Raw genomic sequence first — 14181 nt, 5'->3', positions numbered from 1 at the left:
TTGAAATAAAAAAGAGATTACCACCAAATTTGACGAAGAACCAAAAAAAATTGCCCCTCCTTTACATGGAGAGGCAATAATTCATGAGTAGAAACTACTATCAAAAGAGGAATGGGTGATCACTCACGATCACGCCATTCCAAATCATTGGTATAATCACCCAACACGGTTTGTGTCCATGTTGAACGGCTCAATAGCGGATTCCATGTATATGACACAGCATCCAATTTTGAAGTTCGGAAAGCACCTGCATAATTCGCATTAGTCGTTTCTAACGGCAGTGTAACTCCCATCCATTCTAACACAGCAGGAACAGGTAAACTGCTATCCATCAGGCGTCCCTTACTTTCAACTGTTTGAGGCAAGGTATTGAGTAACGTCATGTAACTTACGTCTTCCTTGTCAATATGAGTATAGTAAGTTTTGCCATTTTGTACGCTTGGTTTGCGGAGACGAATAGGCTCTGTAGCAATCTCTTCAATCTGTTCAACACCATTTCTATTCACACGTTTCATCACCGTCTTTATCTGATTCACTACCAGCGAATCGTCTTTCAGATACTTTTCTTCACCGTTCTTGTCTTTATAAAATTGCCAATACCCTATCAAATTCTTATATAACGGATCTGCTTCTGTCAATTTCAACTTATTGCTATACGCTTTCACTTCCGCTTCGGTCAATGCCCTATTCCAAATACGGACTTCCAGAAAATAACGACAAGTATTATACATTTCCCCCTTAAGAATAAGATTAGCATTATCAACGTAATCCGAAGATACTCCATCCATTGAATTCACTTTGGTTGAAGCTAGTTTCTTTACACCGTCATAATAACTATATATTTCTATATTCCCTCTTCTCCTATAATTCTTTTTCGTATAACCGGGTGTTATATTTCCCCACTGGTCAGGCTTTTCATCCACTTTCTCATCTACCGTATATCCTTCCGAGTTGGATACTTTCACAGTAGTAGTGGCAGTATGTATCATAGGGTTCAAAAAGCCGGCATTCGTCTGTGTCCATGTGCCATCCGAGAAATTACCCCATTCATAAAAATATCCTATGGGTGATGCATTATACCCTTTACTTCTATCATGTTCTATTCTCATCGTCCATCTGCCTTTCACCATCACCTTTGTCTGGTTATGACTATGAGTAACATAACTTCGATTTTCCGCTGGACGAGCAGCCATTATATATTCCACCGTCATTTCTCCATTCAGAGAATCGAGCGAATAAACTTGCCGCATGGTTTTAATATTCTTGAGATCCGAAGTACGTGTGATAGAATCAATTACTTCCCCTTGGAACTGCTTGTCAAAACGCATCACTTCATCTTCAATCAGACCGGGATTCATCTCCAACGGATGAGACAAATGCTCGTAATAGAAAATGCCAAACATATTCCTCTCTTCTAATGACATACCTCCATAAGTTCCATCAGCTTTTCCACCATGATTGGAAGTAATAACAATCAACCAGTCTTCATAATAATAATTTGGACGTGCCTTGACAGCATCCAGTAGCTGACCTATATAATCATCCATCTTACGCATGGCATCCACATATCCGGCATTCGAAGACTGCCATCCTCCCAGCTTTGCAGCATCCAGCACGCTACGAAACGAAAGGTAAGTGGCACGATAATTTTCTACATCCAACTGTGTCAACACTGTATTCAATGTTTCTTCATCAGTAGAAGTCGTAACAACACATGTCGCCTGAGATAGTAATTTCTTATTTTGAGTCTCCCAAGGTGTCACTGCCAAAGTTGACATGCTCTTATCATAATCTACTATATATTGGAAAAAACCGGGATATTCTTTGATTGATTCAAGAGTATTCGGGTCATAATACTGTTCCGAAATATATGTATTGTCCAAAATTCCATGCCGGGCCGGCATGTTACCCGTAAGCAAAGAAGCACAAGCTACAGCATGTTCTTCTGTAGGCGCATACGAAATATCGTCAGCATGCTCCAGCTCCAACCCGCTCCATGCATAACGGCTGTGGGGTAACAATCCTTTTACCACCCCGTCGTCAGGAAAGGCGTTCTTCACCAAATCACCGCCACCGGCCCCTTCAATATTGACCCAAAGAACATTTCTCTTAATATTCAGACGGCCTTCGCCCGTCGTATCCCCCTCTTCTACGGAGAGGGGAGTGTCATACTTCGTACACGAAGTCAATATATTGCCCAGTAGCATCATAGCCAGACAACTTATTTTCACTATCATTTGTGCTTTCATATTCTTCATCGATCTTCTTTATAATAGTAAGTACCAAATTCACCGAACATATGTATCCTTTCCAAATTCTTGTTGGGCGCTAGCGGGCGACCCGGGAATTTATCCTCTGTCAGAAAGTCCGGACGGTCAGGTTCCTCATGACTTACTTCCGGTATTTCCAAGCGTATGCCTGTCACATTGGTATAGCGTTTGTCAAACTCAACATAGAACATGTTGTAACGGTCGGGCCAGAACTGCTTTTTATCCGGGCTAAGAGCTTTTTCGTTATCCGAATCGTAGACTAGAGTCCAGTTTATATTTTCTACACTAACAAAAGTGGAATCCTGATAATGATATTCCAACGGATCATGCGTCACATGAACACGAATACGTTGTGGTCTGAAGCTGTACTGGCCCCAATCTTTACCGGTAGCTGTTTTTACATCACTAGAATAAACTGAATTAGAAAGTCGATAACCGGCTGCCATATAAATACCATCTAAAACAGGTAATGATGTTTCACCCGGCTGTATCACAATGGAATAAGGTAATTCCGGGGTCTGTGCCTTATAATATATCTTGTCTCCATAAAATGCCTGATAGGTATACCCGTTTTCCGTATATGTCTGATAACGGTCATAATAGGACTCCCACATAGTTCCACGATCGCCGTCAAAAAGCGCATAAGGAGTCTTTTTATCCTTCCAGTTGTAGTTGTTATGTTTCCAGTCTTTGGAGTAAGCCACAGCCTCCCATTCGGTCCTCAAATGGCGATTGGGAGTATACCCTGTCCCCGCTTTCGTCTGGAATACTTTACCGTCAAAATCAGCTACCGGTTCATTACGTTTCAGTGGATTAAACATCCAGATACACTTTTCCACGTAAGGCTTGTCAAGGGCTTCCTGACGTCTGATATCACTGACTTCAATCCCAACACGGTCGAACAATTGGGAAAAGTCACGTTCAAAATAATCAGTCAGACATTTCAGCATAGCATCCTGCAGATTCATTTGTCCTATACTCTTTTGAGAGTCTTCCAGCAAGAAGCGGTTGAGATAAGCGAAATATTTCCACCCGTCTTTCTGTTCCGCTTCCTGTTTGTACTGAAGAATAGAAGAACAAATGAATAATGTAGACGGCCAGCTCTGTTCGCTTCCATAATCCTCTTTCACAGGACGTCCCGCTTCGTCTGAATAGATCTTACAACTGTCCGCCGCTGCCCATGAAACCAAATGATCAAAAGCTGATGACTTCAGAACATAGGTATTTCGTTTGATTACCTTATCACCATCATAAAATGACGGAACCTCAATCTGGTCGGACTGTCCCCACCAATTATTCTTGTAGAGGAAATAATAGTTGGGCAACAGTGCAAACATCTCTTTGAAATTATTCGGATATTTACTGGGAAAATAAGTTTGTTTAAGCATACTTGCTTGCAGCCATCCTACCACATGACCTGTATTGAGAGTGGTTTTCTTAATTTCTTCCGGGTCAGTGATTACATTGATCAATTCTTCGGTAGAAAGCAGGTTGACATTGGTATTGCCATAATAAGAATAACGTTCCGTACTCAAATGTGTATCCATCACCTCACGCACAGGGAATCCAGACATAGGGAATGATTCACTCGCACCATCCAGTCCATAAAATTCAAGATAACATTTCACCCAGTCATCCCACATATCCAATGCCTGCTGTAATTGAGTCGGAAAAGCATCTCCCAGCATTTGTATCTTCAGCTTCATATAGCTGGCAGGTACCGAAAATACAATATTCTTTCCTCGCAATTCCACCCAGGGAACGGTGGTCTCCCTGATGGCATTCATCCATTCGTCTTTTTTGCTTCCTGTTTCTCCACTGACAAAATCGGGAGCGGCATATACACCCTGCACCTTCAAACTTACATTCCTTTGAATCGCATCACCATTTCGCTTGATCCAAATATATCCACCATACGGGTTACGAATTTCATTACTACCTTGAAACAAAGGCATGGAAGTCACAATCTTCGGATCACGTCCCAAATAAGTATCGGTCAGAGAGGACAAATCGGTATTATGAATTCCAATCTGGACCGTCAATCCCTTCACGTCCTCATCCAATACAATAGTTACCTTTTCGCCCGCACCTGCATAGAGCCCCGTACTGTAAACTGCAAGCGGAGTATAAGCCAGACCGACTTTACTTTTATCCACTGCCGGAAGGCTCATGTCTATCGCCAATGTTGCTTCATCCAAGCGTCTCTCCGTCAGTGTGTCCACCAGTCCCGGAAACGTACGCGCCTTATCGTAGTGACTGACGTCAATACCCTCACCTTCGTAATAGTCGCCTCCGGTCTCGGATGTATAGTCACCGGTGCCCGACACAAACTCATCAAAGGTCTTATCTTCGCATGCTGTTCCTCCCCATACCATCCATGTAGCAAAGAGGAAATACACTAATTTATTTTTCATATTTCTTTCCATTTTTAAGGTGTTTCTCAATTTTGTTCATCCGCCATTTCGCGGTAAGCAAATTGCCATGCCTGTCCTTTTTGATTCCAGTCCCATTGAATCGATTTTCCCAGCCATAAAAAGATTTGTCTCGGAATGTCGATTGTCTTTATTGTTTTGCCATATACCAACTCCGGATCACGATAAGGGACCAACACAGATGATGATGCATCAACACTCGAGATATATGTAGCAACGCCACGATCGATATGGAAATCATATGCATGCTCATCAATGTTCTCTTCAGTACCGGCTTCTGTTTCCACAGGATCGGCATAATTCTTCAGATATACAGAGCCCTCATCCTCTTCCAAATCACACGGCCAGTATCCTATCATATTTTTCCAATAGGGATAACTTTCTTTCTGGAGATGAAGCTTGGTCATACCCAGATATTTGTTGATATCATCTTCTGGAATGGCTGTGTTATATAGCTGAATATTCGTTATATAGAATTGAGTACGACCATCTCCATATTCTTCCCAGTCCCAGTGTGGCCAACAACCATCTTTACCTCCCTCAATACCGCGTCTATCTGTCGAGCCTATACGCATAGGAGATTTTGACAATTCTCCATATCTGGCTTCATCCTTAAGATATTGCCATCTTAAGTCAGAATTACCATAATCCCTAGTTCCTTTCAATTTTCCATCAACATACATTTTCAAATAGCACCTGCTTTTATTGGTAGGGTTAGGTTCGAGCATCCATGTAACAACATGCCATTTCGTCCAATCTATATCCCAAACTGTAATCTGCCATGTCCAGCCTCCAAAACAAGTCGTAAACTCATTATCCTTGGCCACTGCAATATTCCAACCATTTTCTCTTGCATATGTAGATTTAGAGAGGATACATGAACGAAATATTCTGCTCGTTTTCCCTCTCATAAAGAATTGAATTGTAATCGGTTCTTCCAAGACCCAATTCTTTGATTCATCCTGACTGAATTTGAGATCTCCAAGGGTCGTATCCCCTAATCGGGCTGATTCAGTATACAGGGTAGGATTCAAATTCTTAATATCGAAAGACCAGGAAGGTGTATAGTATGAATAAGGAAATACTTGATTTCCCGGAAATCCCTGTACCTGTTGCTTCAACCGGTCATTGTACATCACCGTGAATGTATTTCTGTTCAAATCATCGTAATAAGTTTCAAACTCTTCACCCGGTTTATAAAGTCCTCCGTAATTGGAAGTGACTATGACCAGCCAATTTTCTTTTGAAAATTGGGGACGACTCTTCAACGCTTCCCAAATCTCCCCGACATATCCGTCCAATGTGGCTATTGCATTGGTAACCGCAGCGGTAGGCACATTGCGATCATCATAGAACTTGCCGTCACCTACAGCTTCCACCACTCCACGCAGTTGTGCCACAATCAGTTCGGAAGTCTCGTCCTGTTTCAGTTCACTCAATACAGCATCTTTCACTGCCAAGTCGTTGGTTACCACCGGCAATGCAGTTGCTTTGGAACCAAAAGATTTCCTGATCGTCTCATCCGACGCATAAAGACTAACATTGCTTCCCGACTCCGCCAGATATGACACCAAATTGTCTACGGGGCTATCCGGCGACAGGTCATCACTCGTTTTTATTTCATGAACCGTGTTTCCTATCAACAGATTAGCCCAACCACGTGCGTCCGTCAGTCCTGATTCAGTATCCAACTTAGTAGGATCGCTCGTATCACCCAATCCAAAATCCGTATACAATGCGGTAGAAAGCATGGCTGTTATATTAGGGGCTTTCCCGGCATTCCTTGCCGACATCATAGACGTTCCGCTCACACCATCTACTACCACCAGCAAAACATGCCCGGATCGCAAATTTCCGGTGTCCGTAGCCGGATAATCATACTTCAACGAATCTTCCATTACATCGTTGCAAGCCACCATGCCACTACAAAGCAACAGCGCTGCTACAGCAGTACGGGCATTAACTTTTATATTTCTATAAATATTCGCTTTCATATATTTCTTATTTAAGGTTCATCTACTTCTTCATCTTTCAAATTGATCTTCAGCATAACGATGTCGTACATCCTTTTTCCATCGAAATAAGAAATATTGCCGGTTAGCAAAAGTCCGTTGGCATTGTCTGAAGTCAAAGAATATTGGGCGTCATAGAGTTCTCCGGAAAATCTTCCGGGTACATTCAGATTCTGAATAGCTTTACCCTTCATATCCAGAATAAGGAAACCTTGACGGGTAACATTGTCATACTTGTTAAATGTTCCGGATATAACTATATAAGGCTTTCTCTTTTCAGCATTTGGAGCACTCAAATCTACTATTTTCGCGAAGTTGACACTCCCTCCCTGCATATCTCCGAGTTTAAAGTTCTCATCCAACGTCCCGTCGGCCTTGAGCATCATAACGCCTCCCTCTACAGGTTGTCCATTGAAAGTTGTGAAGCTACCTACCATCATCATTCGTTCCACAAGCGTTCCATCATTGTCCGTATAAGAGGTATAGGTAATCTTCTTGATCACTCCGTCGGTACCAGATCCCACCCGTGTCAGGAATTCATCATCTACTGTACCATCCTCTTTCAACTTCAGTATATTGTGTACCTCTTTTCCATCAAAACGACTCAAGTTTCCACCGATAATAATTGTTCCGTCATTAAGCATACAAGCATCTTTTATCTCTCCGTTATCTCCTACACCGGGCAAGGATTTCTCCTCTGCATTTTCAGCAGCACGGCGATATTTCTTGTCCAATGCTCCAGTTTCATCCATTCTCATGACGGAACGTGCCTCCGTATAAATATATTCAGGGAGAAAAGTTGAGGTTTTAGCAGACATATATGTATTGGCAAAATCAACTGATCTATGATAATAGAAATTTCCTACGGCTATAACTTTGGTTCCGTCCGCATTGCTGAAAGCACGAACGACTTCCTCCCCAAGTGGAGTCCCACCATTGAATGTCGGTAGGTCTAACCCATAAGAATTTCCGCTACCATCATCATAAGGAATCCACATCCATTGTTTTACAAATGACATATTGTTATTGACCAGCAATATATTGCCATAAGGATACTTCTGCTTATTTTCGTCATAATGATCAAACAATCCATAGACTACTGCCTTAGGTGTAGCATCTTTGCTCTTCATGTATTCCATTCCACGCAATTTGCAATATAGAAAATTTTCATCATCGTCACTATACGCACTGGTCTTTATCCCCCACCATAAATAATATTTGTCACTATTACCATCTGATATAAGCCCGGTCTGATGATCGACCATAATAATGCCTCCATAACCTATTTTGTCTTCCTTATAGAAATCTCCTAACAAATAAAATTCACTGGTCAGCTCATTATTCTTGCACCAGGGCACACAGGCATAAATCGTCCCCGATCCTTTAGTTCCCGTTTTATAAAACTCAAATGCCTCATCGACAGAAACACTTCCTAAAATATTAAAATAAGGTCCCGTAAATATCTGATTTTCCATTACCAGAAACGTCGTTCCCGAACTCACTTCCTGCGGAACGACAATTGTCAGGGTAGAGTCCGTAGCAGCCTTTATCTCACAAAGCTGATCAGATATATAAAATTCGAAATCATATTGGTCTCCATGAACATAAGGGGTCAATCCCGATGCCTGAAACATAACTTCCGCACCTGGTCCGGCAGTTTCCGGTTTGGGCGTTTCCATCAATAGTTTCAATTTAAAAGGTTCACGTCCGCCAGAGTAAGGATTTTCTTTGATAGAATCTTCTTCATCGGCATTGCATCCACACCAGATCAGCACACAAGCGGCCAGGCAAAACAGATTGACTAGTTTCACCGCCCATTTATTTATTTTATAACAGTTACTCATCGCTTTCCTTATTTATGATTAACATGTTGTTCGAATCTTCTCTTTTCCCCGTTAGCGGTACTCCGCCCTGCCGGGTATCATCCGGATAATCGATGCCCGCCTCCATCGCTTTTGAATAGAGAGCGTAAGGAGTAAAGCCCAAAGAGTGGTCTAAACGAAGTACATGCACAATTCCATTACGCGGCTCAATGTTACAGGACGACACATAAGCGTATATGGAAATCCCATAATCCTGATTGGCACACATGATCTGTCGGTAACCTGCATATTTTATTCCGTTAGCGTCGCCATAACACACTCCCATCGTCAGTTTATACTTTTTATCGTAAGTATAATTGGTCTGTCCGGGGAATGTACTTAACGCCACCGTATCGATCTGCGCAATATCATTCAATCTGTATTTACCTTTAAGAACATACATCCCTATCATATCTTCCCACACTTCGCTCTTCACTTGCGAAAGATCGGTTATTTTCTCCATGTTGTTCCAGTTATAGAGATAATAGTTAAGCATATCCACACTTTTATCGATTGAGAAATCGGTAGGAGCAAAAAATGTGACGTCGGCATTCTCGTCACTGAAAACGTCATACCATTTAGTCATTTTAATCACTTTCACCAGGTCGGAGAATAACATGTCATCACGGGATTCCAGATATTCCATGATCGTTCCGTCATAATAGGGATTGCTTTTCCCTCCATCTACCAGATAGTCATCAGTCTGGCAGCTTCCCAATATTGTTGTTACAAACAGCAACGCCAACATTCCGCTGATTATATTTCTTATATTTTTCATGTTCATTAATTATAATATAGTAAACTATTATCGGGTATCCATTTTATTCCCAATACATATTTTTGGAGATATACGAGTTGTTTTCCAACGCGCCTTTATAGATGGGCCATGTCCATGAACCCTGTTTCAAATTGGCTGTCGTCTCACGATGACCACTTTCGTCGGCAAAAGTAGCAAACGAAGCATCTATAATCTTCTTTGTCCGTACTAAATCATAGAAATAGTGTCCTTCGCCCATCAACTCGCGTACCCTTTCCCAATAAATAGAAGCATCCAAATCATCATTCGCTGTAAAAAGAGTAGCTCCGGCACGTTCTCTAATACGGTTGACTTCTTGCATCGCTTTATCATAATCACCTAATTTGTATAATGCTTCCGCATAAAGCAGAATAGCATCTGCCAGACGAAACACGACGAAATTGCCGGAATTAGGAATCAAAGTAGATCCGTAGCGGTCGGAATTCAGCATTTTTACAATTTCCACAGGATAGGTGGTAGAAGTGCCACCTTCAATGCCTTCTATATAGAGGTAATTAAACCAATATTCCTTTCGTAAATCTTCCCCCTCTTCAGGGTATAGTTGTTTCAGGAAAACCGTACTGTAGGTAAAAGCCGGAGCATTTTTCGAGTAAACCTCATATACCACTTTCGAGCACCACATATGATCTGTCTTGAAAATCTCGCCGGTAGTGATATTCTGGGCTATTTCAAATAAGCCCTCATTGGAATCTCCTTTGAAAACCTGTGAAATCTGATTCATCGGCTGCAATTGATAGTACGTACCGTCAATCCATGAATTCATTTCAGCCAAACGTTTGACTTCAGAATAATAAGTAGACATATTCTCTTCGTCAAAGAAGGCAAGCCACATATTCATGTGCATCATTAGCGTCAGGGCCGCTCCTCTATTGGCGTGCTGGCTTCCTTTTCCGTTACGCCACGGAAGAATGACGCAGTCCGGGTCGCTGTCAAGCAATGATTGTAAATCAGACAAACAATTTCGCAGCACTGTAGCTTTATCTGTACGCGGCAATGGTTTGGCAAAATATGCCTCCGTATAATAAGGAACATCTCCAAAAAGACGTACCATAAAGAAGTAGGCCAAACTGCGTAGGAACCGGCACTCGGCACGATAACTTTCTACTTCCCGATCCGTGATATTCTGGATATTGACAACTTCTTCTATCATGATATTGGCAGACTGAACTACTTCATACATCTGCTTCCAATTATAGATAGCACCGAAATCGTCAGTTTTCCCCTCTTCATTCCAGTCTTTCTTACTCTTATAATTCTTCATATCATTTTGAATCAGATATAAATAATCATTCTGATGCTGCCCTGTGATAGGTGCACAACGTACATCACCTGAATAGAGAAAAAAACCATTGGAAGTAGTAGCCTTCCTTAAGCTCTGATAGATACTTAACATAAATGCATGAGCATTGGCCTGCGGACCGGTCCAGAATTTATCTCCCGGTAATTTGCTCTCATCATCTGTATCCAGATTACAACCACCCAATATGGATGTGAAAACCAAAAGCAGACCTATTGATATATATTTCAACATAATTTTCTTCTTTTTATCTGATTATTACAAGTTTAAAACAACACCCATAGTCCATGTACGTGCATTGGGATATCCACCGGAGTAATCTCTACCCAAACCGTTCACACTTTCAGGACTGATGCCCGAATAATTTGAGAATATCCAGATATTATTAACTGATGCTTTCAAAGTGACTCCACCCACCCGCAACACGCTCAACCAGGATTTTGGTAAACGGTAAGATACTGATACTGTATTGATCTTGAAATAAGAACCATCTTCCAAAAACAGTGTTTGTGCTTCTCTGAAAGGATCTATCTCCTTATTGTGGTGATAATTATAAGGATTCGGATAAACAGCGTTGTAACGATTGCTTTCCGTCCAGAAATTATAGCTTTCAATTGGAACGATGGCTGCATCTTTCTTTAAATCATCAATCTTTCTCTTGGCAGGATATGTGTAAGATTTTAAAGTGTTTGCTAACACAGAGTTGATTACATCACGTTTCAATGTAAAAGAGGTATTGACATGGACACTCACATTTTTATAACCTAAGTTGAAGTAAAATCCTCCATTGATGAGCGGTTGTGCGTTACCTGCTACCACGCGGTCCTTTTCGTCGATGATATAATCACCATTGACATCCACCCAGATGGGGTCTCCCGCCTTAAAGTATGCCTCTTCTGAAGTGCTTGTTCCGACACGGAGCCTTTTTCCGGTAACCGGATCCACCGGTACGTCTTCGTCAGTTGCATATACGCCTTTATTGATATACAGCAACATGGCAGTCGCACTTCCTCCCAAACGGTTGGCTACCCATGCATCTTTGTTGATAAGCTGACGGGCTTCATTCGGAAGTTTGGTCACTACATCTTTATTCATAGAAAAGTTAAGACCACATTCAAGATTCCATTTGCTCTGAACAGGCAATGGTTTACCACGTAAGAAGACCTCCAAACCATAGTTGACCAAGCTGACCTCCGTACTTCTCACATTGCCGAATCCTGCATGATCGGGCAATCTGACATCACTTAGCTGATTGTCCACTTGTCTGTAATAAAGGTTAATATCCGTAGACAGACGGTTGTTGAACAAAGATGTTTCATAACCCAGATTCCAGGTGGTTGTAGTCACCGGATCCAAGTGTACGTTAGGAAGTCTGTCGAAATTGATAGGAATATAAGATTCACCATCGTACAGGTTATTTGAATTGATATCATACGTACCATATACATCGTAACGGGTAGCGCTATATTTCACCACTCGTCCCCAAGTGGCACGGATACTCATGTTATCAAGGAAATGGCTAAAACGTTCCATAAAGCCTTCATAACCAATATTCCAACGAAAACCGAGGGAGGGATTGAAAAGCCATTTGGTCTTTTTCCCGTATACGGAACTCAACTCCGGACTTAAAGTCGGAGTGAAAATGTATTTTTCGCCTCCTGCCTTGAACGTACGGCTACCTTTGAACGAGAAGGTAGGATTCAGAATCAATGCAAATGTACTCTGATTCTCACTGACACTGGCGGATCCGTCAGATAAAGCATAACCTGCAGGTCCCAGAATATAATCATTGGGCAAACCTTTAAAACTCACTGTATTGCCGGTCCACTTCTTTGAATTATAACGGATACCTGCTGTCAGGCCTACATTGGCAATATATAGATCGAAATCCCGATAAAGATATGTATTTATATACACCTCGGAGGTGTTGGAACTATAATTTTCCTCGTAGGACCGATAATTATCATTATTCAAGACTGCAGGCTTGAACTGCTCACTCTCCGAAACATTATAGCTATAATTGAACACACCTTTCCACTGTATCCGGTATGGCAACAGATATTCCAGATTGACGGTCGTGGAATAGTTGGAACCAACATTGGAATTGGAAGTACCGAACACTTGTAACGCGTCAACGGATGCCGTATAAAGCGATGGAGGAGGAAGCAGAGAAGAAGCACTTGCCGCACTCGCTACCCCGGACTGCGAAACGGCACTTCCACTACCCGTACTGTTATCGGTGAAACCGACTTTCATATCTACTCCTATCGCGAACTTTGAATTCGGTGACCGATAGTTCATATTTCCTGTCAGTGAATAACGATTGAAGTCAGTATTCTTCACAATACCCTTTTCCGTGTAATAGTTACCGTTAATCTTATAGTTAAACAAGTCATTACCACCTGAAAAGCTCACATTATGAGATTGATTATAGGTGACTCTATAGAATTGATCCTGCCAGTCAGTGCTATTATTCCAATAAGGATTCAAGCTATCTGATATCTGTGGCATGAACATCAAATCCTGATAGCCATGATAGATTCGTGACGTATCATTGTTCAGAATCTGCCACTTTATCAGATTACGTTCTGCATTACCAATAGCCACATCACGCAAACGAGGAGGAGTAGATACGGTAAAGTTACCGGAATAGGCAACTTTCGGCTTCACCGAATTACCTTTTTTCGTTTCAATCAGGATCACACCATAAGCACCGGCCGAACCGTAAAGTGAGGTAGCGGCAGCATCCTTCAGAATCTGTATATTAGCAATATCCTCAAAAGGAATGGTAGAAAGAGGGCTGACACCCGATCCGGAAACTAATCCTTGCGAATCATAATCCTTCACTTCGGATTGGGGAATACCGTCTACCACAAACAAGGGAGCAGAAGAAGCCAGATTCCAGCCGGTATCATTATTACCTACTACTGATATATCGGAAATACCACGTATTGTCATGGTACCTTGTGCACCCGGCAATCCATTGTTCAACTGAATATTCAAACCTGCCACGCGTCCTTGCAGCAAAGACATCACATTAGCTACCGGCGTTTCTGCCAATTCTTCAGCGCGTACTACGAAATTGGAAGAAGTCACACTGGCCTTGTTCACGCGTCTTTGTCCCACAATTACAGTTTCTTCTATCTCTGTCACATCCTCTACCATAAATATATTGACACCGGCAGCCGCTTTCTTCACTCTATAGGTGCTAGGCTTCATCGCAACATTGGTAAAGTATAATTCTACATCCAAAGGAGTCTTGATTTTAAAATGACCCTCCAAATCGGATATAGTTCCCCGGATTCTCTTTTTGGTTTTTGCATCCCGGCATATGATATTTACTCCTGGAAGGGTTTCACCAGTCGACTTGTCATATACAACTCCGCTGGTTTCTACTTCTTGAACACGCTGCGCCATCGCATCAGAAATGCCCAAGAATAATAAAAACAACAATAAAATATATCTATTTTTCATTTCTTCACCTATTTAAG

7 protein-coding genes are annotated in these 14181 nt (G+C 41.8%); all 7 read right to left on the bottom strand.

Going from position 1 to position 14181, the window contains the following annotated elements; translation table 11 throughout:
* Nucleotides 1–119: 119 nt before the first annotated feature.
* From DXA54_RS08635 to DXA54_RS08605, 7 genes are read right to left on the bottom strand one after another with little or no spacing between them, the layout of a single operon-like run.
* Nucleotides 120–2258 carry an alkaline phosphatase family protein gene (locus DXA54_RS08635; RefSeq protein ID WP_241149323.1) on the bottom strand — a complete coding sequence of 713 codons (2139 nt, stop codon included), beginning with the start codon at nucleotides 2256–2258 and terminating at the stop codon, nucleotides 120–122.
* Entirely contained in the window at nucleotides 2255–4684 is a 2430-nt protein-coding gene (locus DXA54_RS08630) for a M60 family peptidase N-terminal accessory domain-containing protein (protein ID WP_120079244.1), read from the bottom strand. Before DXA54_RS08630 ends, DXA54_RS08635 begins: the two co-directional genes overlap by 4 nt.
* Nucleotides 4685–4710: 26 nt before the next feature.
* Complete coding sequence (locus DXA54_RS08625; protein ID WP_120079238.1) at nucleotides 4711–6696, bottom strand: hypothetical protein; 1986 nt, start codon at nucleotides 6694–6696, stop codon at nucleotides 4711–4713.
* A gap of 11 nt (nucleotides 6697–6707) precedes the next feature.
* On the bottom strand, nucleotides 6708–8558 hold the full coding sequence (locus DXA54_RS08620; protein ID WP_120079236.1) for a DUF5008 domain-containing protein: 1851 nt from the start codon (nucleotides 8556–8558) through the stop codon (nucleotides 6708–6710).
* Entirely contained in the window at nucleotides 8551–9354 is an 804-nt protein-coding gene (locus tag DXA54_RS08615) for a fasciclin domain-containing protein (protein ID WP_049703395.1), read from the bottom strand. The genes DXA54_RS08620 and DXA54_RS08615 overlap by 8 nt, the downstream gene beginning before the upstream one ends.
* 43 nt (nucleotides 9355–9397) lie before the next feature.
* Complete coding sequence (locus DXA54_RS08610) at nucleotides 9398–10924, bottom strand: RagB/SusD family nutrient uptake outer membrane protein (RefSeq protein WP_120079234.1); 1527 nt, start codon at nucleotides 10922–10924, stop codon at nucleotides 9398–9400.
* Nucleotides 10925–10948: 24 nt separating this feature from the next.
* A complete protein-coding gene (locus DXA54_RS08605) occupies nucleotides 10949–14164 on the bottom strand; it encodes a SusC/RagA family TonB-linked outer membrane protein (protein ID WP_120079232.1) in 3216 nt (1071 codons plus the stop codon).
* Nucleotides 14165–14181 lie beyond the last annotated feature (17 nt).

Source organism: Bacteroides sp. OF03-11BH, from assembly GCF_003604005.1.
GTDB lineage: Bacteria > Bacteroidota > Bacteroidia > Bacteroidales > Bacteroidaceae > Bacteroides > Bacteroides ovatus.
Note: the sequence above shows the minus strand (reverse complement) of the source record. Positions and strands in the feature narration are given on the sequence as shown.